The organism is Devosia sp. RR2S18 (genome assembly GCF_030177755.1).
Lineage (GTDB): Bacteria > Pseudomonadota > Alphaproteobacteria > Rhizobiales > Devosiaceae > Devosia > Devosia rhizosphaerae.
The window spans coordinates 1,353,801-1,375,783 of sequence record NZ_CP126539.1; the positions used below are offsets into that span (position 1 = coordinate 1,353,801).

The following is a 21,983-nucleotide window of genomic DNA, read 5'->3' on the forward strand; positions in this document are numbered from 1 at the left end:
GTTGGTAACGTACCCTGTGGAGGAAAATTTATGAAGCATGTTTCTAGGCCCCTTATGCTGGGCGCTGCATTTCTCGTCATGGCCGCAGTTGTACCCGCGGCCTTTGCTGCCACGCCAAACGACCAATTGGTGATCGGAACATCGCTGGCCCAGGTTCTGTCGCTCGACCCGCAGCAGGGCACCGAGGTTAAGACCCAAGAAATTCTTGCCAACACTTACGATCGCCTAGTCGCGTTCGATCCGGAAACTAGCGAGCTGTTCGGCCAGCTGGCTGAAAGCTGGGATGTGGACGACACCGGCATCACCTTCCACCTCCGGGATGCAAAGTTCGCCTCCGGAAATCCTGTTACCGCTGCCGACGCTGTGTTCTCGCTCGTCCGCCTCTTCAAGATGGATCAGTCGGCTGCCGCGGGACTCAAGACCTTCGGTTACAATAGCGATAATGCTGAAACACTCATCACCGCTGTTGACGAGAAGACCCTGCGAGTGGATTTCGCCGACAAGGTGATACCCGAGGCGCTGCTCTATCGCCTGGCTAATGGGGTCGGCAGTGTGGTTGACAGTGTCGAAGTGCAGAAGCACGTGGTCAACAATGACTACGGAAACGAGTGGCTCCGCACGAACACGGCCGGTTCGGGTCCATTTGTACTCAATCGCTGGTCGCCCAACGAGATCGTATTGCTCGAACGCAATCCCAATTTCTGGGGTGCCGAGCCGGCCATGACCCGCGTCATGTTCCGACACGTGCCGGAAAGCCAGGCGGCCCGCCTGATGATGGAGCGCGGCGACATTGATATTGCCAACGCGCTGACCGCTCCCGACGTGCGTTACTTCCAAGCTCAGGACGGCTTCGCTATCGACCAGGCGAAGACTGGCGGCTTCTATGCTCTCGCAATGAATGCTGGCCGGGAGCCACTCAACGACCCGAAGGTGCGCGAGATCATCGCCGCTTACGGTATCGACTATGCTGGGATTGCTGAGACCATCGTCGGGCCCTATGGCCGTGTACGCAATGTCCCCGCTCCGGAAGATTGGGAAAATGCTATCCCGAACCCTGATTGGTCCTTCCGTCCAGAAGAGGCCAAGGAGATGCTGGCCGAAGCGGGCTACCCCGATGGTTTCTCGCTGACCATTAAGACTATCGCGCAACCGCCCCGAGTCGACATGGCCACCGCTATTCAGGCCAACCTTGCAGAAATCGGCATCACTGCGAATGTGATCCAGGGCAACGGCTCTGATATTGTCTCGCAGCACCGTGCCCGGGACTTCGATCTGCTCATCCCCCAAACCTCGGCAGCCGACCCCACCGCGCTTGGCTCTCTGGATAACTTCACCAACAATCCGGACAACTCCGCCGAGGCTAACAACGCAGGCAACTTCGTCTGGCGTTCCGATTGGGATATTCCTGAACTGAACGCCCTTCGGGTCGAGGCAAATTCGGAACTCGATCCGGCCAAGCGGGGCGAGTTGGTGAAACAGCTCCAGGAAGACTTCATTGCTTCTAACCCCGCCGTTTTCCCGATGTTTGAGCGTTTCGAGCCGGTCGTAGTCAACGTTCGGGTCGACGGCTATGACGCCCATCCCTGGGGTCTGACACGCCTGGAAGACGTCTCCAAGGGCGACGCAAACTAAGCTGGACGGCCGATCATGAAGGAATTCACACTCTTAGAGCTGGGCAGGCGAGTCGGGCAGTTGCTCGTCAGTTTATTCCTCCTGCTCGTCGTCACCTTCGTGATCGGCCGCGTGCTTCCCACCGATCCAGTTGGCGCAATCGTTGGCGAGCTTGCTGATCCGGCGGCTTACGAGGCGATGCGTCAACGTCTAGGGCTCGACCTGCCAGTTTATCAGCAGTTCTGGGTCTATCTGACCTCTTTGTTGCAGGGTGACCTCGGCACTGCCATTCTCACCGGAAACCCGGTTTTGGAGGATCTCAGCAGGGCGTTCCCGGCAACGCTTGAACTCGCCACTCTTGCCATCATCCTCTCGACGATCATCGGCGTGCCCCTGGGTATGAGCGCGGCCTTTTTCCGCGATAGCTGGTTCGATCAGTTCGCCCGGGTCATCTCGCTGGTCGGCCACTCGATCCCTGTCTTTTGGTTCGGTATCGTCGGTCTCGTCATCTTCTACGCTACCCTCAACTGGGTCGGCGGACCTGGCCGCATCGATATCTATCTCGAAGGTCTCGTTGAGCCGAAGACGGGTTTGCTGCTGATCGACAGTTTGCTCGCTGGCGATACCGAAGTCTTCTGGAACGCAGTCAACCACATCATTCTGCCGGCTTGCATTCTCGCCTATTCGGCCATGGCCTATATCACGCGCATGACGCGAAGCTTCACTTTGGAGCAGTTGAACCAAGACTATGTGGTCGCCGCTCGTGCGAAGGGTGCTTCGAATTGGCGGATAGTTACCGGGCACCTGCTACCCAACATCGCAGTGCAGCTCGTCACCGTCCTCGCCATTTCCTATGGCGGCCTGCTCGAAGGCGCAGTGGTCACAGAGGTGGTCTTCTCTTGGCCCGGTATCGGTCAATATATGACCAACGCCCTGATGATTGGTGACATGAATGCTGTGGTGGCCGGTACCTTGATCATCGGCTTCATCTTCATGTTACTCAACTTCCTGTCGGATCTCGCCTACCTGGTCCTCGATCCGCGCACACGTGAGGTGACGGCATGAGCCTCAGCAATTCCTCCAACGCTGGCAGCAAGCCGGGCCTGATCCTTGCTCGCACCGGCCGAAGCCTAAAAATTGCGCTTGCCAAGCTCTCGCGTGAGCCTGTGGGCTTGTTCGGTTTCATCGTGCTGACGCTGCTGATCGTCGTCGCCATCTTCGCGCCGCTGATCGCCCCCTACAGCCCCACCGCCCAGAGCTTGCCCAATGCCCTGCAAGCCCCCAGCTGGCGCCACTGGGCGGGGACTGACGAGTATGGCCGCGATATCCTCTCGCGGCTCATCTACGGCACACGAATTACCATCCAGATTGTGCTGGCGGTTTCGCTGATCGTCGGTCCAATCGGCATGCTGGTCGGGATAATTGCCGGTTTTGTCGGCGGCCGAACTGACGCCATCCTGATGCGCTTTACCGACATCGTGCTGTCCTTTCCGTCCCTAATTCTCGCCCTATCTTTTGCGGCCGCTCTAGGGGCTGGGCTGGAAACCGCAATCATCGCGATTTCCTTGACAGGCTGGCCACCGATCGCACGCTTGGCCCGCGCCGAAACGCTGATTGTCCGTAACACAGACTACGTAGCCGCCGCTCGACTCTATGGCGCCTCGCCACTGCGCCTTCTTCTGCTCTACATTGCTCCAATGTGCGTCCCCTCCGTCGTTGTGCGTCTTACGCTCAACATGGCGGGCATTATCCTCACTGCCGCTGCCCTTGGCTTCCTCGGGCTCGGCGCCCAGCCTCCAGCTCCCGAATGGGGCGCCATGATCTCTAGCGGCCGCCAATACATGCTCGACAATTGGTGGGTGGCTGTCATGCCCGGCGTCGCAATCCTGCTCACAAGTCTGGCTTTCAATCTCGTGGGCGACGCCCTGCGCGATATTCTGGATCCTCGCCATGCCCGCTCCTGAAACCATACTCTCCGTCCGTGATCTTGCGGTTCGTTTTGGTCGCTCTGGAGTGAGCGCTGTTGATGGCGTCAGCTTCGATCTAGGCTCCGAGCGCCTTGGCATTGTGGGTGAGTCCGGCTCCGGTAAATCGACCTTGGGCCGCGCGATAATGCGACTCCTGCCTCCCGCGGCTCATGTTGAAGCTTCCACGCTTGAGTTCGACGGAAAACCGCTGCTTACACGCTCCGAAAAGGAGATGCGCAGCTTGCGCGGCAATCGCATGGCTCTGATCATGCAGGACCCACGATATTCGCTAAACCCAGTCCTTTCGGTAGGCAAGCAAGTGGCTGAGGCTGCATTGCTGCACCAGAAGATCGGGAAGAAGGAGGCTTATAGCAAGGCGGCCGAAATGCTGGCACGCGTCCGCATCGCGGATGTCGAGCGCGTCATGGGCCTATATCCGCATCAAATCTCCGGCGGTATGGGCCAGCGAGTTATGATTGCCATGATGTTGCTCGCCAAACCGCGCTTGGTAGTGGCCGACGAGCCCACGTCGGCGCTCGACGTCAGCGTCCGTGGCGATGTGCTGAAGCTACTCGATGAGTTGGTCCGCGAGAACAACTCCGGCCTTATGCTGATCAGCCACGACATTCGCATGGTGGCTGCATTCTGCGGGCGGATTCTGGTGATGTACAAGGGCAAGATGGTCGAAACACTGACCCGCCTCGAAGATGCGCAGCACCCCTACACGCGCGGCCTGATTGCGGCCATGCCCGACCCGCGCAAACCGGTACGGCGCCTGCAGACGCTTGATCGGCGTGTCATTGACGCTCTGGAGACGCACTCATGATTGAGGTTAGCAATCTCTCCGTCTCCTTCGGCTCCGGGGAGGGCCGCCGTCAGGTGGTCAAGGGGGTGTCGTTCACCGTGGCTAGAGGCGAAACGCTGGGCATTGTAGGTGAATCAGGCTGTGGCAAGTCGACCGTATTGCGCTCATTGGCCGGGCTTGATCGGCACTGGGACGGAGAGATCAGCCTCAACGGCCAGCGGGTAGATCGCGAACGCACTCGCGAGCAACTGATGCTGTCGCAAATGGTGTTCCAAGACCCATATGGCTCCATCCACCCGCGTCACCGCATCGAACGAGTGTTAGCCGAGCCAGCGCGTGCCATGAAGATCGGTGATGGTTGGAGCCGCGTGGCTCCAGCTCTGCAGCAGGTAGGCTTACCAGCGGCTTTCGCAGAGCGCTTTCCACATGAATTGTCGGGCGGTCAGCGCCAGCGCGTCGCCATCGCGCGCGCTCTGATGCTCGAACCGCAGGTGCTCTTGCTAGACGAGCCCACCTCCGCACTGGATGTCTCTGTGCAGGCCGAAGTCCTCAACCTGCTTGCGGACCTGCGTGAGGAGCGTGCGCTGACCTATGTTCTGGTCAGCCACGATCTCGCTGTCATTGCTCACATGTGTGATCGCGTCTTGGTGATGAAAGACGGCGTATTCGTGGACGAACTAGACAAGCAGGCACTAGCGAAGGGTGAGACCCATCACGCCTATTCCCGACAGCTCTTTGAAGCAAGCTTCATCTAGGCAATGTCTGTCTTGTGCTGAGGACGCCAGTACTGGCTCGTTCTATCCTTGCAGCTAGTCGCACTCCCGGCAGGAGAAAATCGTCGTGCACTGCTTCGGAAAGCGCTGCCATTAACTGCAGGTATTGGTAGCTGACGGTCCGCTTCGCGCCCCATTCTTGCCGTTCAGGCGTTCGGCTCCGTTTGCCAGAAGCAGCCGGTCCGTGAAGCCACCAGCAAAGACTGAGAAGGAGACAGGCTGGTTTGGGGAGCGTCGAATGGGCAAAGCGAACGTTTAGGCAACTGCCCATTGGCCTGTCGCGCAGACCACAACTGAACACAAATGCAATCTGCGCACCGGCATTGATAGTCAAACCCGGTCGAAATTGCTGGGCAGGATAATCATGTCCCGAATAGTGATCGTACGCTTGCGGGTCAGCATGAAGATGATCGCCTCGGCAACATCTTCCGGTTCGATGAGGCCGCCGGCTTCGCGGGCCGCTCGCAGGTTTTCTTCCGGCCAATCAGCAAGTAGGGCAGAAACGACTGGTCCCGGCGAGATCTGCGCAACCCGTATGCCGTGTGGAACCAGTTGCCTGCGCACCCCCTGCACAAAGCTGGTGATCGCCCACTTCGACCCCGAATAAACCGGTTCCCAATAGGTGGGAAAGTGTCCGGCTACAGAGCAGGTCACGATAATGTCGCCGGTGCCCCGTTGCGTCATGTGCGGAATGACGGCGTGAACATTTTTCATCACCGCATTGACGTTAAGGTTCAGCATGCGGTCGATTGCATCAGGCGTCGTGTCGGTCAGCTCACCGCCAATATAAGTACCCGCGTTGCAGTGGAGAACGTCGATCTGTCCGGCAGCTTCGAGAATGGTTGGCACCATGCTGGAGCAGCTCTCCGGATCAAGCAGGTCTGTGACATGCTGGAGGGTTTTGGGGCCAAGTTCGGCGGCGAGTTGCTGCAACGCACCTTCGTTCCGGTCGACCATGACGACGCGGGCTCCTTCAGCCAGCAGCGCCTTGGTGGTCGCCAGGCCAATGCCGGAGGCTGCGCCGGTAACCACGGCAGTCTTGTTCTCAAAGGTCTTGGACATGGAATACTCCTTCAACGGGAAGGTGACCCTGCCTTGCCGATGCCAAGGTCGATGATGGCGATGTTGAGCAGGTGAGCCATCGAAGCGTATGCGCCCTCGCTGTCGCGCATGCGGATACGGTCGATCACCTCACCATGGTTAGACAAGGAGGCGCCCGGCTCGCGGGCGCGGGAAATGGTGAGCCGGAAGGAGTAGGCTAGCGCCGCACCGATCGTATTGGAAAGCTGCTGAAAGACGATATTACCGCTCGCCCGCAAAAGTGCGGTGTGAAACTCGATGTCCGCCTTGTTGAAGGCTTCGAAGTCCTGGGAGACCTTGAACCGACTCATGCGTCCGAAGGCCTCCTCGAGCGGCGCGATGTCGATTGCGGTGGCTCGGAGGGCGGCAAAACGAGCTGCTGCCGGCTCAATCACCTGCCGAGCTTCGATTAGGCTAAGCACCAGTTCGGCGCTGGGCTGCAGTTCCATCGACCAGCCGAGCAGGTCAGGATCAAGCAAGTTCCAGTTTTCACGCGGCTGCACCACAGTGCCGATACGCGGACGCGTCGTCACCAATCCCTTGGAGCCCAGCACCTTGATCGCTTCCCGGACCGCACTGCGGCTGATGTTGAATTCCAGGCAAAGATCAGGCTCAGGCGGCATCACGCTGCCGGGTGCTAGCTGGTTCCCGAGGATGCGCATAGCTAGCGACTTGACCACCTGGCGGTGCACACGTGGCTTGAGCAACGGCTTGGCTGCTTCCTCGAGCATTTGAGGTTTCCTTCTCCGCCCGCAACTTCCTCCTAGTGAAGCTGCAGTGCTATTCGTGGTACAGGACCGAACGGCCACCGTCGATGGCGATCGAGGTTGCGTTGATGAACGGCGCTTCGTCGCTGGCGAGAAATACCGCTGTCATTGCGACCTCCTCGGGTTTGCCAATCCGTTTTGGCGGATGAAGATCATAGGTGCGCTGGCGCTCCGCGGCTGGATCCTGGAAGGTTTTCCAGTAGTCCACCGCAAGATCAGTCTCAATATAGCCGGGCGCGATCGCATTCACCCGGATGTTGGAGGCGGCGTATTGGATCCCGAGTGCACGCGTCAGGCCCAGCAGTCCGTGCTTGGCGACTGGATACGGGAATGTGCCGGGAATGATGGTGCTGCTGTGGGAAGAGGCGATGTTGACCACGCTTCCCGTCTGCTGTCTCAACATGGTCGGCAGAACGGCCCGGCACATGCGCCAGACGCCCTCCAGGTCCACGGCCATGCAGCGTTGCCACTCCGCGTCCGTCGTTTCCAGCGGATCGTGGAAGACATTTATGCCGGCATTGTTGACGAGAATGTCGATGCGGCCGAACCGCTTCAGCGCTTCCGCCGTGCAAGCTTCGACCGAGCCGTTGTCTGTTACGTCGGTGCAGACGAACAGAGTCGAACTGCCCAGCCGGGCCGCAGTTGCCGAGCCTGTGGCCGCGTCCACCTCGGCAATGACAACGGTGGCCCCTTCGCGTACGAAGGCTTCCGCGATTGCTGCACCGATCCCGCGGCCTGCGCCGGTTACGATGGCGACCTTGCCGTCCAGGCGCATTTTACCAATCCACGATGGTGCCATCTGCTAAGACGGCGTTCTGGGTGTGCAGCACTTCCTGCAAGTAAGGGTGCTTACCGCACTCGACCTCGTCAACGGCGATCCCCAGCCCGGGCTCTTCCGGCACCTGCCAGAAACCGTCAACGCGCCGGATAGGCCCTTGCACTACGTCGAAGTACCAGGGAACCGCCCCGACCATCTCCTCCTGGATGACGTGATTTGGGGTTGAAACCGCAAAATGCAGCGCCGCAACACCAGCTATCGGCCCAAGCGGGTTGTGCGGCGCGACGCCGATACCCAGCGCCTCCGCCCGTGCCGCGATTTTTTTGGCCTCCATCAGCCCGCCACAATGGCAGATGTCCGGCTGAACAATGTCGATCGCGTTCGTGGCGAACAGCGCCTCGAATTCGTTGCGGTCGATCAGCCGTTCCCCGGTTGCCAGCGGCACGCTGGTCCGGCGCGAAAGGCTTTCGAGTCCCTTGAAGTCGGCCGGCTGGATCGGTTCCTCTACAAACATCGGCCGGCCAGGAGCCAGCGCCTCGATATAGGCGAGAGCGGCGCCTGCAGAGGCGGGACGCCCATGAAAGTCGACCATGATCTCGATCTCGTCACCTACGGCGTCGCGCATGGCCTCCATCATTCGTGCAACCTTGTCCACCTGGGGCAGCGGTGCATGGTAGTGGGTATAGGGAACGAAGACCGCCTTGAAGGCGCGATAACCGTTTTCGACGACTTCGCGGGCCCGCTCCACGAGCGGATCGACCGTATCCGTTTCATAGACCGCTCGCATGTCGCCCATGCCAAGGTGGGTATAGACCCCCACTTTGTCACGCACCTTGCCGCCTAGGAGACGCCAAACGGGGACTCCCAGATGCTTGCCCAAGATGTCCCAGAGGGCCAGCTCGATGCCGGACACCGCGCTCATGCCGACGGCACCGAGGCGCCAAAAGCTCTGCTTGGTCATGGCACGGTAGGCCTGCTCGATGTCGCGCGGATCCCGTCCGAGTAGCAGTGGTGTCAGATCCTCGATGGCCCCGACAACCGCGCGAGTTTTCCATTCAAGCGTAGCCTCGCCCCAGCCGAACAGGCCAGGATCATCGGTCTCCACCTTCACGAAGACCCAGTTCCGCATCTCGGCATTGACCACTTGTGTCTTGATAGCAGTGATCTTCACGCTTCACCCATACATCAGATGATTTGGATGGTATCGGCTGAGACCACGCACGGTCAACGACAAAAATCCACTTGACGCGCGACGTAATCATCCGATTATTTATCGGCATTTATGGAGGCAAAGGTTACATGCCGACCGGCCGAACCAGCAAGACCCTGAGGCAGATGCACCGCAACAACGCCTTCTACCTGGCGATGGCGCCGTTCGTGGTCATCTTCATCATCTTCTCGGTTTTTCCGGTCCTGTTCTCCTTCTATCTGGGCTTCAACCAGTGGGATGGGTTCTCCGAGCCACGCTTTGTAGGGTTCGACAACTACCTGCGCGCGCTCAATGACCCGATTTTCCAGAAGGCCCTGTGGAACACCCTGTATCTCTGGTTCTGGTCGACCGTGGTAACAGTGACGCTGGCGCTCGGGCTTGCCGTTCTGGTCAACGAATATGTCGCCTTCGGCAAGAACTGGTTCCGGATGGTGTTCCTTCTGCCATTGCTCGTCGCGCCAGCCATTGCCGCGATCATCCTGCGCGTGTTCTTCACCTCGAGCGGCGGCCTTGTGAACCTCTTTGTGGGCTCGGTCACTGGAACGCCCAGCTACTTCGATTGGCTTGGCTCTCAGGAATGGATCAAGCCTTTGGTGGCGCTTCTCGTCGTCTGGCGTTGGACCGGCTGGTACATGATCATCTTCATGGCGGGCCTACAGTCCATTCCCCGCGACATCTACGAAGCTGCCCGTATGGAAGGCGTGGGTCGCTGGGCGATCTTCTCTCGCATAACCGTACCGCTTCTGATGCCCTCAATCGCCTTCGCCGTAATCACCGCGACACTCGGGGGGCTGCAGATGTTCGACGAGCCCTATGTCCTTACGCAGGGGCAGGGCGGTACAAACAACTCTACGACCACCATTGGCATGTATCTCTACGCCACCGCGTTTACCCAGTTCAATTTCGGGCTGGGCTCGGCGGTCTCCTGGTACATCTTCGCCGCTGTCGTCGTGCTGACGCTCAGCTACCGGCTCATCAACCAAAAGGTGCGCGAGGGAGCTGCCGCGTGAGAAAGCTCCTTGCCAATCGAGAGCGCCGTATCGATTTCGCAATCACGGTCGCCCTTTTCCTCCTTTCATTGCTGTTCGTGCTGCCGCTCTACTGGACCACAGTTTTCGCCACGCGCAGTCTGCAAGAGGTGTTCAGCTTCCCGCCGCCCCTCTGGTATGGCGACAACATCGTCCAGAACTACCAAAACATCGCCAACGTCTTTCCGCCTTTTCGTCCGATTATCAATTCGCTGATCGTGGCCGTTCCCAAGACGATCGGCCTCGTTTTGGTGAGTGCGCTGGCAGGGTACGGCCTCTCCCGCTACGGGCGGGCGCCTGGGCACAAGTTCCTCCTGGCGATGACTTTCGCTACGCTCTTTTTCCCGCCGACTCTCGCGCTCATCCCCTTCTTCTTGCAGATGAGCGCGTTCGGCTGGCTCAATACCTTCTGGCCGCTGATCATCCCAGCCATGGCATCAGGGTTCGGTGTGGTCTGGATGTACACCTACATCGGCTCGACCATTCCCAAGGAGCTCTACGAAGCTGCCGAAATGGACGGGGCCAAAGGGCTGTCGACCTTCTTCTTCGTGGTGCTACCGATCATTCGCCCGGGTCTCGCCGCACTCGCCGTCTGGACCTTGATCAGCACCTGGAACGACTTCCAGCTGCCGCTGGTGGTGCTGGCCGAAGGTTCCCGCTTCACGGTGCCGCTGGCGCTGACCATGCTTTCCACAACCCATTATTCGGACATGCCGGCCGTGATGCTCGCCACGCTCATGGGTCTGGTGCCGGTCTTTGTTCTCTTCGCCCTTTTGAGCCGCCAGTTCATTGCGGGGCTCACCTCGGGTGCGGTGAAGTAGTCGACGTAACGGGCCGCACAAGCGGCCTAACAAGGAGGAGAAGACATGAATATCTGGAACAAGGCATTCGCGACCACCGCGCTTGCCATCGTCATGGCAGGACCAGCCTTAGCTCAAGAAGCGACGGCTCCGTCCTCCGATATTTCCGGCACGATCAGTGTCTGGACTTGGCCAAACAACGACCGGACGCTCGCTGCGTTGATGCCAACATTTAACGAGGCGTATCCCAACATCACCGTCAACGTGCAGGGTTTCCCAACTGCCAACGACGCCTACCTCAACAACCTACAGCGTGCCATGCTCTCCAACAGTGGACCGGATGTGGCGATGATTGAGATCGGCATGATGGCGCTACTGCGCGATCGGCCGCATTGGGCCGACCTGCGTGAAGCCCCGTTCAATGCCTCCGAGATGATGGACGAGTTCGCGCCTTTTACCGTGCAGAACGTAACCCTTGACGATGGCAAGATTGTTGCCCTGCCCAAGCATACCGGACCGGGCGGAATGTTCTATCGCCGTGACATTTTTGAAGAGGTCGGGCTGCCAACCGATCCCACCGAGGTCAGCGCCCTATTTTCAGATTGGGATGCCTTCATCACTGAAGGCCAGAAACTGGTCATTCCTAATGAACGTTGGGTCATCGGAAACGGCGAAGAGATCGTTCGCGCGATGATGGCTCAGGAAGGGGTGAGTCTCTTTGATGCTGAGGGCAATCTGCAGTTCGATCATCCTGTCTTCCGCGCCAGCCTAGAAAAGGTGAAGGAAGCCGCCGATGCGGGCATGATCTCGCCGTTCGCTGCCTGGACGCCGGAATGGCAGGGCGCCTTTCAGCGCGGCCAACTGGCTACGGTGCTCTACGGCAATTGGTTTGGCGGTCTTTTGAAGCGTGCCTATGCCACTGACCAGAGCGGGCAGTGGGCCGTAGCGACAGCCCCCGGAGTGAGCGGCAACCGTTCATTCAACAGCGGCGGCGACTACATCGGAATTCTGGAGAGTTCAGAGAACAAGGAAGCGGCCTGGGCCTTCATCCAGTGGCTGGTGACCAACGACGAAAGCCTCAAGCAACAGTTCCAGAACGACGATCTCTATCCGGCCTATTCGCCGGCGGGAGAAGCGGAGTGGCTGAACTTCGAGGATCCTTACTATGGCGGTCAGAACGTCAACGAGATCTTCGCACCGGTTCAGGCCGAGCTCGTACCATTCACTCTCAATCCACTCGACAACGTTGCCATGACGGCGATGCGAACGGCGATCGACAATGTCGCCCGCGGTGTCTCGACCGTGGACGAAGCGATCGAAGCCGCCAAGGCAGAGGTCCAGGCTCGCATGTAACTCCCACACCGGCGAGCGGTCATCCGCTCGCCGGTTCACGCGAATTCTCAGAGATATTTCATGCTGTTTTCAATCCCGCTCGAAGGCCAATGGTCTTTTGCCCTCGACCCCGACAACAAGGGGGAGGCGGAGCAATGGTTCAAGTCACCATTCAACGACACGATTTCACTTCCGGGTAGCGTGGATGAAGCCGAAAAGACGCCGTTCTCGACTGCCAGAACGATGGCTCACCTCAGCCGTCGCCATCCCTATGTCGGCAAGGCTTGGTACGCCCGCACCTTCCAGGTGCCGGAGGGGCTAGACGATCATTTCTTCCACATCGCCCTTGAGCGCCCTCACGGTGAGGTCAACATCTGGCTCGATGGCTACAAGCTCGGCCGCGACGAGAGCCTTTCCACGGCCGTTCGCATGCTGGCCGGCAAGCTCGCCGCGGGAAGCCACTCGCTGGTGATGATGATCGATAACGGACGTTTCGAAGCCGTTGGAGACGCGATCATCCGCGATCATGCGCTCATGGGCGATGTTGCCCACTCTAAAACCGAGCACACCCAGACCAACTGGAACGGCGTTGTGGGCTATCTCCGCATTGAGGGATCCCGGGCGCAGATCGCCCGCATTGACGTCGATGCTCGTAGCTACAAGGCACACCTCGACATCGAACTCGACGTCTTCGATCAGGACAATCGCTGGCCCACCTGGTGGCATGGCGAGCACCATAATGAACTGGTGTTGACCTTCCGCTTCGAGGGCCAAGCCGAGCCAATGGAGGTCTACCACTCTCTAGTCGTAGACAGCGGCTTTACCCGCGCATCGCTTGATCTAGACCTCCCGGAGACGGCCAGGCTCTGGGACGAATTCGATCCTGTCGTCCATCGCCTCGCAGTCGAGTGGCGCCGCGACGGGGAAATTCAGGACAGATACGAGACTACCTTCGGCATCCGCGACTTCAGCCGGGACGGCCGCCACCTGACGCTAAACGGCCGCCGCGTGTTCCTGCGTGGCACCCTCGAGTGTGCCATCTTCCCACTTACCGGCTATCCGCCGACTAATCATGCCGGATGGGAAAAGGTATTTGGCACCGCCAAGGCCTATGGTCTCAATCATATTCGCTATCACTCCTGGTGCCCGCCCAAGGCTGCCTTCGAGGTGGCTGACCGGCTTGGTCTACTGCTGCATGTTGAGACGCCCGTGTGGCCGGTCCTCGGAGCCGATCCAGCACTTGATCGCTACATCCACACTGAGGCCGAACGCATTGTGCGCGACTACGGCAATCACCCCAGCTTTGTGATGCTTTGCGTCGGAAACGAGGTGAACGGAACGGGCACACACAGCTTCCTCGAACGCTTCCTCGATAAATGGCAGGCGAAGGACAGCCGCCGCCTCTATACCGGCGGCTCGGGCTGGCCCACGCTGAAGCGGGCCGACTACATTTCCAAGCCGGAGCCCCGCAATCAGCGGTGGATGGAAGGCCTCAACGGTCGGCTTAATGCCCGCCCGCTTGAGACGATCACCGATTGGAGCGAATGGATCCAGTCTGTGCCCATGCCTCTCGTCAGCCATGAGATTGGGCAATGGTGCGTGTACCCCAACCTCGAAGAACTCAAGAAGTACACTGGCGTTCTCGAAGCCCGCAATTTCGAGATGATCCAGGAAGACCTCGAAGCCAAGGGGCTCGGTCATCTCGCCCGTGAGCTGATGATGGCGAGTGGAGCGCTTCAGACCCAGCTCTACAAAGAAGAGGTGGAGGCTGCCCTGCGCACGCCTGACATGGCCGGGGTGCAACTGCTCGGCTTGCAGGACTTCTCCGGACAAGGCACGGCAATTGTTGGCGTCGTCGACGCCTTCTGGGATGAAAAGCCTTATGTGACGCCGGCGCAGTTCCGGGAGTTCTGTGCGCCCGTCGTACCGCTGCTGCGTGCCGAGAGCTTCATTCTGGTCGAGGGCGGCAGTTTCACGACCGCCGTCCAACTCGCTCAGTTCGACCCTAAGCCGCTTGCGGCTGGAGGCGTGCACTGGCAGCTGATCGACGACAACGGCGCTACCACCAAAGAGGGTACCATCTCCTTCAGCGAATTGCCTACCGGAGAGGTGCATGATCTCGGCACCCTCCGGATTGATGCAGATGGTCTCGAGGCACCCGCCCGTTACGAGCTCGTCCTCGAGGTGGAGGGCACCGATTATCGCAACCGATGGAGTCTGTGGACCATGCCTGCAGCCCGTCCGCCAGCGAAGCTTCCGGTCATTAGCATGCTTGATGCAAGTGCCCTCGCGCGCCTAGAGGCGGGAGAGACCCTTGTTCTGATGCCTGCACCGAACGACTTGAAGCCCAACGCCGTGCTCGGCCATACCGCTGCCTTCTGGAACACGCTGTGGACAGATGGACAGGCGCCGCACACTCTGGGTCTCATCAATGACACCAGCCACCCGCTGTTTCAGAACTTCCCCTCCGACACGCACACCGACTGGCACTGGTTCGAACTGAGCTTCCATCGTCGCGCCCTTGAGGTCGCGGGAACCGGCTTCCGCCCGATCGTGCGCGTCGTTGATGATTGGAACGAGAACCGGGACCTGCTTCTCTTAGGCGAGGCTCAAATCGGCAAAGGCCGTCTGATCATCTCGGCGATGGATCTTGAGGCGGATCTAGTGTCTCGCCCCGTGGCACGCGCGATGCGACAAGCTCTCGCCGCATATCTAGAGAACCCTGCGCCCGCACCCGAACTCGATCCGCAGAGCGTTCAATCTTGGTTTGAGAGGATTAGCGCATGACCGCCATAGAGCTGCGCAAGGTCAGGAAGAGCTTCGGCGCTGCGAACATCATTCACGGCATCGACCTTGCTATCGAGGATGGCGAGTTCGTGGTGTTTGTGGGGCCATCGGGCTGCGGTAAGTCCACGCTGCTCCGTATGATCGCGGGCCTCGAAGACGTTACGGACGGCCAGGTCTGCATCGACGATTCCGTGGTCAACGATTTGGAGCCAGCCGCCCGTAAGCTCGCCATGGTTTTCCAATCTTACGCGCTCTATCCGCACATGACCGTAGAGCAGAACATGAGCTTCGGCCTGCGCATGACGGGGACTTCGAAAGAAGAAACCGCGACGCGTGTCACGGAAGCAGCCCGCATTCTCCAACTCGACCAGCTGATGCGACGCAAGCCGGCACAGCTCTCGGGTGGGCAGCGCCAGCGCGTCGCGATTGGGCGTGCCATTGTACGCCAGCCGCGGGCCTTCCTGTTCGATGAGCCGCTCAGCAATCTTGATGCCGAGTTGCGCGTCCAGATGCGCGTCGAAATCGCCAAGCTCCACCAGGATCTGGGTGCTACCATGATCTACGTGACCCACGACCAGGTTGAGGCGATGACGCTGGCCGACAAGATCGTTGTTCTACGTGCCGGACGCATCGAACAGGTCGGCACGCCAACCGAGCTTTACGCCGATCCGGACAACGACTTCGTCGCCGGATTTATCGGGTCCCCCAAAATGAATCTGATCAAGGCAACCAGCGACGGCAACAAACTGCAGGTGGGTGGCATCGACTTAGTGACCCCAGGCCTTTCATTGTCGCCAGGTGAGGTGACGGTCGGCATCCGTCCGGAGCAGTTCGATGAGCCTTCCTCGGCTCCATACGGCTTTGATGTGAAAGCTCAGGTCGTGGAAAACCTGGGAGGCACCTCCGTTGTCCACGGCGCCCTCCCTGATGGCCAGATTATCCTGATCGAACAACGTGGTCAGACAAGAGCCAACGCCGGAGAGCAACTGCGCTGCACTTTTGATCCGTCCCGGGTTCTCGTTTTCGACGCGAGCGGTCAGCGGATTAGAGATTGATCGGTACGGGCATCGGGTTTTCACGATTGCAGATGGTTATGACGGACGCGATGGATGTTGCCCCCGGTGAAGTCGGCGGCTTTTGGAAAGCCGCCATAGAATCCCAGCTGCTGATTGCCACTCATCGCGTCTTCTCATGCTTGAAGCGGCCGTCGCTTAGCGCATTTTCGGAAGTGAGACTCACCGACCTTGCCAATCGCCGCCTGTAAGACCAATCTCCGAGAAGATCGGACTTGGCTAACGACTCGCAAGATCATGGCCCATAGGGCAGGGGGATGCATGACTGTCCAAAGTATTACCGGTGCCAACGAGGCGGAGAGCTCCGTTTCACCCGATGGGGCGCCGGTTTGTTTCGGCCGGCGATCTTTTCTACTCGGTTCGGCCGCCCTCGGTGCGCTTGCCCTAGCTGGCTGCACGACAACTGGCGGAATAATGAGTGTTGCCGAGGCCGAGCGAGTCTACGGGCCTCTCCCCGACGAGCGTTTCCCGATCCCCGCCGTAAACATCAACAAGATCAACCCCAAATACATGCGCCGTACGGTGCGCTACGACACCGAGGAAGTGCCGGGAACCATCATCGTTGATCCCAGCAACTACTATGTCTATCGAATCGAAGACGCCGGCATGGCCACCCGCTATGGCGCCAATGTTGGTCGCGCCGGGTTCCTGTGGAACGGCGATGCGTATATTGGCCGCAAGGCCGAGTGGCCCGTCTGGACTCCACCAAGGGAGATGATCCAGCGGCAGCCAGAGGTTGCCAAGTATGCCGGCGGCATGCCACCCGGTCTCGACAATCCCCTCGGCGCCCGCACGCTCTATCTTTATCAGAACGGCGCCTACACGCTTTACACGCTCTATAGCACGATCATGCCAGAGACGATCGGCAAAGGTGTGACCAGCGGCTGCGTGGGCCTGCTCACTCAAGACATGATGGACCTCTACGAAAGAACCCCCGTCGGCACGAAGGTGGTGGTGCTGAAAGCATAGGCCCCAAGGTCTTAGCCTCGTCAGCACAAGGGAAACTGGGTCGGCAGCTCGCGTCGCAATTGGTGGCTTAGGATCGATTTAAGCGAGGCGCTCCTTTGCTGCTGACCTCTTCTGAGGCAACGAACTGCAACGGCAGCTTAGCCTACAACTTCGCCAAAACCGGACAGTCCGCAGACGGCCCCTTTTTAAACATTAAGTGCACTGTTCAGAGACCGCGTCGAGGACAGCCGAGATGATCCGCAGCGAGGTCTCTTTCGGAGGAAGAACAGGTTCGTGTGAAAGTGTCTACCGGCCTTTGGCAGCGCGCCAGGAGGCGAATTCCTGGGCATATTCGTCCTTGGTGCATGGGTAGAGGCCAATAACGGGCGTGCCGGCTTTGACCCTTTCCACAACGAAGTCTTCGTACGCAGTCATTTCGGTCGCCTCATCGGCGATCTCGCCTGCGATGTCCTGAGGAATGACGATGACACAGTCCTCGTCGCCAACAAGGATGTCGCCCGGAAACACCGCCACATCGCCGCAGCCGATCGGTACATTGAGCTCCAGCGCTTCATGGAGCGTCAGGTTGGTCGGGCTGGAGGGACGGTTGTGGTATGCGGGTATGTCGAGTTCGCCGATGGTCGCGGCATCCCGGAAGCCGCCGTCGGTTACAACGCCAGCGACGCCGCGCACCATCATGCGGGTAACGAGGATGTCGCCGGCAGACGCTGCCCGTGGATCCTTGCGGCTGTCCATCACTAGGACGTGGCCGGCGGGGCAGGTTTCCACCGCCACCCGCTGCGGATGATCGGCGCGACGGAACTCGACCAGTTGATTGCGGTCCTCACGGGCGGGGATGTATCGCAGGGTGAAGGCAGGACCCACCATGTTGCGGCCCTTGCGCTTGACCGGATGAACTCCCTGGATGACCTGGTTGCGCAGGCCACGCTTGTAGAGCGCGGTGGCGAGGGTTGCGACCGAAATGGTCATGAGCTTGTCGCGCAGTGTTTCGTCCATGGTCTTCTCCTTGAGTAGACGTTGCCGGCGCACGCGGGCGGCGGTCTATCGCAGCTTGTTTTCAGCAATGAAGGCGGTGAGTTTTTCTTGCTGCGTCGTTGTCAGCGGCCAGGCAGAAGGCGGACGGGTGGGCCCGCAATCACGACCTAGGGCCTGCAGAGCCGCTTTCACGCCCGTGACATTGGTGCCGTTCATTTCCTCGGCCCGGATCTCCTCGAATGCCTTCATGCCGGCAATGAGCCGGTTGGCCTCCTTGAAGTCACCCGCCTCGAGTGCGGCATGGATTGCAAGGGAGCGCTCGGGCCAGACATTGATGAGGCCAGAGGTGAAGCCCCGCGCACCGACAGCATAGAAGGCGGGCGCCCAGATTTCTGCCAAGCCTCCGACCCAAACAATCTCCGGCGAACAGGCAGCTTTCGCCTCGGCGAGCTTCAGCGGGTTTGGAGTTGCCCACTTCACGCCTTTGACGCCCGGTACTGCGCAGAGTTCGGCGATTGCCATGGTTCCGATCGCATCGTTGCGCAAATAGAGCATCATCGGCAGCCCGCCCGACGCGTCGGCAACCGCCTTGAGGTAGTCGACGACACCGCGAGGAGCGACGAAAGGGTCAGGCGGCTGGTGCACCATGAGTGCGGCCGCACCGGCTTCGGCTGAGGCCTGAGCTAGGCGGCAAGCGTCTCGGACGCCGCGCCCCACACCCGCGAGCAGAGGTGCCTTGCCGGCAACCAATTCCGCCACCTCGTGCACCATGGTGATCGCCTCGCCGATGGTGAGGGCATAGAATTCGCCGGTATTGCCGTTGACGACTGGCATGTGCAGGCCCGCCGCCAGAGCCCGGTCGAGGATCGGGGCTAGCCGGGCAGGGGCAATGTCCCCATTGCCGTCATAGGGGGTCACCAGAATGCCGGAAATGCCGGTGAGTGCCTGATCCAGTGTAAGCATCGTTGTCCCCCTCAATAGATGTCGGGTTCGCCGGCAGCGGCACCGAAGTCCCGCTCCAGGAAGTCGAAGTCGCACCCCTTGTCGGCCTGGGTCACGTGGCGGGCATACATCCACCCCCAGCCGCGCTCGAACCTGGGGGTAGGTGGCTGCCAGGCGGCACGTCGGAGTGCCAGCTCCTCTTCGGACACCAGCATGTCGAGCCGGCGGTTGGGCAGGTCGAGCCGCACAATGTCACCGGTCTGGAGCAAGGCGAGCGGGCCGCCAATGAAGCTCTCCGGAGACACGTGGAGAACACAGGCGCCATATGAGGTGCCTGACATTCGGGCATCCGAGATGCGCAGCATGTCGCGGTGCCCCTGCTTGAGCAGCGCCTTGGGTATAGGCAGCATGCCCCATTCGGGAAAGCCGGGTCCACCTTGAGGGCCGGCATTGCGCAGCACCATGACGTGCTCCGGCGTGATGTCGAGGTTTTCGTCGTCCACGGCCTTTTTCATGTCGGGATAGTTGTCAAAGACCAGCGCGGGACCTTGATGCACATGGTAGGCGGGGTCGCATGCAGCCGGCTTGATCACCGCGCCGTCGGGGCAGAGATTGCCGCGCAGAACCGCCAGCGATCCTTCGTGATAGACCGGATTGGACAGCGGACGAATGACATCATCATTGTACACCTGGGCATCCTCGATGTTTTCGCCCAGCGTTCTGCCCGTCACCGTCACGCAGCTTGTATCCAGGCGATCCCCCAATTGCTTCATCAGAGCATTCAAGCCCCCCGCCTGATAGAAATCCTCCATCAGGTAATCCTTCCCGGATGGCCGGACATTGGCAATCAGCGGCGTGGTTCGGCCGAGCGCATCGAGATCGTCGAGGGACAGGGCGACGCCAGCCCGTCGGGCCATCGCGATGAGGTGGACAACCGCGTTTGTCGAGCAGCCCGTCGCCATTGCGACGACGGCAGCGTTCCGGATGGAAGCATCCGTCACGATCTTTTCAGGCGTAAGGTCCTCCCAGACCATGTCAACGATACGACGCCCGCAAGCCGAGGACATGCGTGAATGCCCCGAATCCACCGCAGGAATGGACGAGGCACCGGGCAGGGTAAGGCCCATGGCATCGGTGATCGCCGTCATGGTTGAGGCCGTGCCCATCGTCATGCACACCCCGGCAGAGCGAGCAATGCCGCCCTGGAGCCCCCGCCACTGCTCGTCCGAAACATTGCCCGCGCGACGCTCGTCCCAGTACTTCCACGCATCCGAACCCGAGCCCAGTGTGGTTCCGGCATAGTGCCCGCGCAACATTGGGCCGGCTGGCAGAAAAATCATTGGCAGGCCGGCGGTAAGGGCGCCCATCACCAGGCCCGGGGTGGTCTTGTCGCAACCGCCCATGAGTACTACGCCGTCCAGTGGATGCGACCTGATCATCTCCTCGGTCTCCATCGCGAGGAGGTTGCGGTAGAGCATTGAGGTGGGCTTGGTGAAGCTCTCGTCCACCGACAGGGTGGGCAGTTCCACCGCGAAACCGCCCGCCTGGGCGATGCCGCGCTTTACGTCCTGAACGCGCTGCGGGAAATGCCCATGGCAAGAGTTGAGCTCGGACCAAGTGTTGAGGATGCCGATTATCGGCTTGCCCATGAAGTCTTCCTCGGAAAAGCCGAGTTGCATCAGGCGGGACCGGTGACCAAAGCTGCGCAGATCGTCCGGGGCAAACCAACGTGCTGAGCGCAGGGCGTCCACCGATTTCTTATGGCCAAACTTCATCGGGTCACCTCCAAGTTCCCTTTCGTGTATGCGTATCCATCGGGTTCTGTCAACCAGCTCTGCGCGAACTCTCCGCTGCCCAATTAGTCCATAATACTGCCGTGAAGGTGCGTGGCCTTGGACGGGGTTGACAGTTTGGGAAGCCGTCGGCATGACTATGTATGCGCATTCAAAAGATGTGATCGAGGTGGTGGGCGCAGGTGCGGTCCGCCATTATCCGGAAACGCCGCGAGCAGCGCGGCACGGGAGGAATCAATGAAACTCACTCGCAGAATGATTGTCGTCGCCATCGGCGCCATGGCCATTGCGGCCCAGCCCTTGGCTGCTGCCGCGCAGAACCTGCCCAACAACATCCGTATGGTGATCGGCTCGACCTCGACTGGTGGGGATACCTACCAGAACGCATCCATTGTGGCGGAGGCGCTCTCAGAGCAGCTCGGCGTTAATATCAAGGTAGATCCGGTGGGTACCAGTGAGGGCCTCAAGGCGCTGGCACGAGACACTCGCGGCAACACCATCATGCTGCACCATGACCAGATCTATCTGTCCCACCTCTACGGTGTTCCCGGCAACGACGATCCGTTCGAGAACTTCATCATCGGTCCGACAGTCGCCATCAATCCCGGTGACTCGTTCCTCGTGCCGGCGGACTCGCCTTACCAGACCATGGAGGACATCCTGGATGCCGCCGAGGCTGGCACGCAGGTAAGGGTCGCCATCCAACCCGGTGGTGTTTCCGAAATTGGCTTCACCGCAATGAAAAATGCGGCTCGGGTCCGTTCTCCCGGCTCGGAAGCCAATATCGTTGCGGTGAACACCGGCTCACAGGCGGACAAGAACCAGGCCATGTGGGACGGATTGGCCGATGTGATCAACGGCTCGATCCAGGCCAACGAGCAGTTCACCCAGCTCGGCGCGGACGATCCCAAGGCGATGCGTTTCGTCTGGATCACGGCACGGCCGCAGACGCTGGAGCAGGCTCCTGAAGCGGGTATGGGTGACACCACCCGCGAGGAGTTCCTGCAGTATGCGAGCCCGGCCACCAGTGTGACGCTGGACGGGACGGACGACTTCGCCTTCGATAAGGAGTTCTTCCTCCTCTACAACGAGGAAATGGACCCGGCGATCATGGACGCCATCGATACCGCACTTGAGAAAATCTACGCTGAGGGCGAGATCCAGCAGCGGCAATCCGAAGCCTTCTTCATCCCCAACTTCCAGCCGCGGGATGAGGCGCTCGAACACCTGAGCGACAAGCGTGACACGGTTGCCGGTATCATCGAGCAGCTCAAGGTCGAATAGTCCACGAGG

At 60.0% G+C, this 21,983-nt stretch carries 20 protein-coding genes; 13 read left to right on the forward strand and 7 right to left on the reverse strand.

The genetic code is table 11. The features are described 5' to 3' along the window. The first annotated feature begins 30 nt into the window (after window positions 1–30). Genes QOV41_RS06575 through QOV41_RS06595 form a run of 5 tightly spaced genes read left to right on the forward strand, consistent with a single transcriptional unit; the run spans window position 31 to window position 5,138 of the window. Window positions 31–1,632, forward strand: coding sequence for an ABC transporter substrate-binding protein (locus QOV41_RS06575; protein ID WP_284580328.1), 1,602 nt, complete (start codon window positions 31–33; stop codon window positions 1,630–1,632). A 15-nt stretch (window positions 1,633–1,647) separates the two neighbouring features. Next, window positions 1,648–2,676, forward strand: coding sequence for an ABC transporter permease (locus tag QOV41_RS06580; RefSeq protein WP_284580329.1), 1,029 nt, complete (start codon window positions 1,648–1,650; stop codon window positions 2,674–2,676). Beyond that, window positions 2,673–3,575: an ABC transporter permease gene (locus QOV41_RS06585; protein WP_284580330.1), complete on the forward strand. Its 903-nt coding sequence runs from the start codon at window positions 2,673–2,675 to the stop codon at window positions 3,573–3,575. Before QOV41_RS06580 ends, QOV41_RS06585 begins: the two co-directional genes overlap by 4 nt. Further along, window positions 3,562–4,404 (forward strand): ABC transporter ATP-binding protein, encoded by an 843-nt coding sequence (locus QOV41_RS06590; protein ID WP_284580331.1) that lies wholly within the window; start codon window positions 3,562–3,564, stop codon window positions 4,402–4,404. Before QOV41_RS06585 ends, QOV41_RS06590 begins: the two co-directional genes overlap by 14 nt. Beyond that, window positions 4,401–5,138 carry an ABC transporter ATP-binding protein gene (locus tag QOV41_RS06595; protein WP_284580332.1) on the forward strand — a complete coding sequence of 246 codons (738 nt, stop codon included), beginning with the start codon at window positions 4,401–4,403 and terminating at the stop codon, window positions 5,136–5,138. The genes QOV41_RS06590 and QOV41_RS06595 overlap by 4 nt, the downstream gene beginning before the upstream one ends. A gap of 348 nt (window positions 5,139–5,486) precedes the next feature. Here the strand turns inward: QOV41_RS06595 and QOV41_RS06600 are convergent, their stop codons facing one another. From QOV41_RS06600 to dgoD, 4 genes are read right to left on the reverse strand one after another with little or no spacing between them, the layout of a single operon-like run. Continuing rightward, a complete protein-coding gene (locus tag QOV41_RS06600; protein WP_284580333.1) occupies window positions 5,487–6,218 on the reverse strand; it encodes an SDR family oxidoreductase in 732 nt (243 codons plus the stop codon). A gap of 11 nt (window positions 6,219–6,229) precedes the next feature. Continuing rightward, window positions 6,230–6,967 carry a FadR/GntR family transcriptional regulator gene (locus QOV41_RS06605; RefSeq protein ID WP_284580334.1) on the reverse strand — a complete coding sequence of 246 codons (738 nt, stop codon included), beginning with the start codon at window positions 6,965–6,967 and terminating at the stop codon, window positions 6,230–6,232. A gap of 49 nt (window positions 6,968–7,016) precedes the next feature. Continuing rightward, window positions 7,017–7,778, reverse strand: a complete 762-nt coding sequence (locus tag QOV41_RS06610; RefSeq protein ID WP_415926749.1) for an SDR family oxidoreductase — start codon at window positions 7,776–7,778, stop codon at window positions 7,017–7,019. Between the two features lies 1 nt (window position 7,779). After that, the gene (dgoD, locus tag QOV41_RS06615; protein WP_284580335.1) at window positions 7,780–8,952 is read right to left on the reverse strand and encodes a galactonate dehydratase; all 1,173 of its coding nucleotides are present in this window, start codon (window positions 8,950–8,952) and stop codon (window positions 7,780–7,782) included. A gap of 128 nt (window positions 8,953–9,080) precedes the next feature. Here dgoD and QOV41_RS06620 point away from each other — a divergent pair, with 128 nt between their 5' ends. The 7 genes from QOV41_RS06620 (at window position 9,081) to QOV41_RS06650 (ending at window position 16,980) form a co-directional block, all read left to right on the forward strand. After that, window positions 9,081–10,001 carry a carbohydrate ABC transporter permease gene (locus QOV41_RS06620; RefSeq protein ID WP_284580336.1) on the forward strand — a complete coding sequence of 307 codons (921 nt, stop codon included), beginning with the start codon at window positions 9,081–9,083 and terminating at the stop codon, window positions 9,999–10,001. Next, window positions 9,998–10,840, forward strand: a complete 843-nt coding sequence (locus tag QOV41_RS06625; protein WP_284580337.1) for a carbohydrate ABC transporter permease — start codon at window positions 9,998–10,000, stop codon at window positions 10,838–10,840. The genes QOV41_RS06620 and QOV41_RS06625 overlap by 4 nt, the downstream gene beginning before the upstream one ends. A gap of 45 nt (window positions 10,841–10,885) precedes the next feature. Beyond that, window positions 10,886–12,172: an ABC transporter substrate-binding protein gene (locus QOV41_RS06630; protein ID WP_284580338.1), complete on the forward strand. Its 1,287-nt coding sequence runs from the start codon at window positions 10,886–10,888 to the stop codon at window positions 12,170–12,172. 60 nt (window positions 12,173–12,232) lie between these two features. Next, the gene (locus QOV41_RS06635; protein ID WP_284580339.1) at window positions 12,233–14,938 is read left to right on the forward strand and encodes a sugar-binding domain-containing protein; all 2,706 of its coding nucleotides are present in this window, start codon (window positions 12,233–12,235) and stop codon (window positions 14,936–14,938) included. Beyond that, window positions 14,935–15,993 carry an ABC transporter ATP-binding protein gene (locus QOV41_RS06640; protein ID WP_284580340.1) on the forward strand — a complete coding sequence of 353 codons (1,059 nt, stop codon included), beginning with the start codon at window positions 14,935–14,937 and terminating at the stop codon, window positions 15,991–15,993. The genes QOV41_RS06635 and QOV41_RS06640 overlap by 4 nt, the downstream gene beginning before the upstream one ends. Continuing rightward, window positions 15,990–16,202, forward strand: a complete 213-nt coding sequence (locus tag QOV41_RS06645) for a hypothetical protein (protein WP_284580341.1) — start codon at window positions 15,990–15,992, stop codon at window positions 16,200–16,202. Before QOV41_RS06640 ends, QOV41_RS06645 begins: the two co-directional genes overlap by 4 nt. A 70-nt stretch (window positions 16,203–16,272) precedes the next feature. Beyond that, window positions 16,273–16,980 carry a L,D-transpeptidase gene (locus QOV41_RS06650; RefSeq protein ID WP_284580344.1) on the forward strand — a complete coding sequence of 236 codons (708 nt, stop codon included), beginning with the start codon at window positions 16,273–16,275 and terminating at the stop codon, window positions 16,978–16,980. Window positions 16,981–17,265: 285 nt separating this feature from the next. Here QOV41_RS06650 and QOV41_RS06655 read toward each other — a convergent pair whose 3' ends face one another. From QOV41_RS06655 to araD, 3 genes are read right to left on the reverse strand one after another with little or no spacing between them, the layout of a single operon-like run. Then, complete coding sequence (locus QOV41_RS06655; protein ID WP_284580345.1) at window positions 17,266–17,976, reverse strand: ribonuclease activity regulator RraA; 711 nt, start codon at window positions 17,974–17,976, stop codon at window positions 17,266–17,268. A gap of 45 nt (window positions 17,977–18,021) precedes the next feature. Then, window positions 18,022–18,918: a dihydrodipicolinate synthase family protein gene (locus QOV41_RS06660; RefSeq protein ID WP_284580346.1), complete on the reverse strand. Its 897-nt coding sequence runs from the start codon at window positions 18,916–18,918 to the stop codon at window positions 18,022–18,024. Window positions 18,919–18,929: 11 nt separating this feature from the next. Continuing rightward, window positions 18,930–20,672 carry an L-arabinonate dehydratase gene (gene araD / locus QOV41_RS06665; RefSeq protein ID WP_284580347.1) on the reverse strand — a complete coding sequence of 581 codons (1,743 nt, stop codon included), beginning with the start codon at window positions 20,670–20,672 and terminating at the stop codon, window positions 18,930–18,932. 255 nt (window positions 20,673–20,927) lie between these two features. On the opposite strand from araD, the gene QOV41_RS06670 reads away from it, so the two are divergent. After that, window positions 20,928–21,974, forward strand: coding sequence for a type 2 periplasmic-binding domain-containing protein (locus tag QOV41_RS06670; RefSeq protein ID WP_284580348.1), 1,047 nt, complete (start codon window positions 20,928–20,930; stop codon window positions 21,972–21,974). Window positions 21,975–21,983 lie beyond the last annotated feature (9 nt).

Coding starts and splice junctions, on each gene's coding strand:
- QOV41_RS06655 (WP_284580345.1), bottom strand. CDS start 17,976: ATGGACGAAACACTGCGCGACAAGCTCATGACCATTTCGGTCGCAACC.
- QOV41_RS06660 (WP_284580346.1), bottom strand. CDS start 18,918: ATGCTTACACTGGATCAGGCACTCACCGGCATTTCCGGCATTCTGGTG.
- QOV41_RS06595 (WP_284580332.1), top strand. CDS start 4,401: ATGATTGAGGTTAGCAATCTCTCCGTCTCCTTCGGCTCCGGGGAGGGC.
- QOV41_RS06575 (WP_284580328.1), top strand. CDS start 31: ATGAAGCATGTTTCTAGGCCCCTTATGCTGGGCGCTGCATTTCTCGTC.
- QOV41_RS06590 (WP_284580331.1), top strand. CDS start 3,562: ATGCCCGCTCCTGAAACCATACTCTCCGTCCGTGATCTTGCGGTTCGT.
- QOV41_RS06630 (WP_284580338.1), top strand. CDS start 10,886: ATGAATATCTGGAACAAGGCATTCGCGACCACCGCGCTTGCCATCGTC.
- QOV41_RS06670 (WP_284580348.1), top strand. CDS start 20,928: ATGAAACTCACTCGCAGAATGATTGTCGTCGCCATCGGCGCCATGGCC.
- QOV41_RS06600 (WP_284580333.1), bottom strand. CDS start 6,218: ATGTCCAAGACCTTTGAGAACAAGACTGCCGTGGTTACCGGCGCAGCC.
- QOV41_RS06635 (WP_284580339.1), top strand. CDS start 12,233: ATGCTGTTTTCAATCCCGCTCGAAGGCCAATGGTCTTTTGCCCTCGAC.
- QOV41_RS06650 (WP_284580344.1), top strand. CDS start 16,273: ATGACTGTCCAAAGTATTACCGGTGCCAACGAGGCGGAGAGCTCCGTT.
- QOV41_RS06610 (WP_415926749.1), bottom strand. CDS start 7,778: ATGCGCCTGGACGGCAAGGTCGCCATCGTAACCGGCGCAGGCCGCGGG.
- QOV41_RS06640 (WP_284580340.1), top strand. CDS start 14,935: ATGACCGCCATAGAGCTGCGCAAGGTCAGGAAGAGCTTCGGCGCTGCG.
- QOV41_RS06620 (WP_284580336.1), top strand. CDS start 9,081: ATGCCGACCGGCCGAACCAGCAAGACCCTGAGGCAGATGCACCGCAAC.
- QOV41_RS06580 (WP_284580329.1), top strand. CDS start 1,648: ATGAAGGAATTCACACTCTTAGAGCTGGGCAGGCGAGTCGGGCAGTTG.
- QOV41_RS06585 (WP_284580330.1), top strand. CDS start 2,673: ATGAGCCTCAGCAATTCCTCCAACGCTGGCAGCAAGCCGGGCCTGATC.
- QOV41_RS06605 (WP_284580334.1), bottom strand. CDS start 6,967: ATGCTCGAGGAAGCAGCCAAGCCGTTGCTCAAGCCACGTGTGCACCGC.
- araD (WP_284580347.1), bottom strand. CDS start 20,672: ATGAAGTTTGGCCATAAGAAATCGGTGGACGCCCTGCGCTCAGCACGT.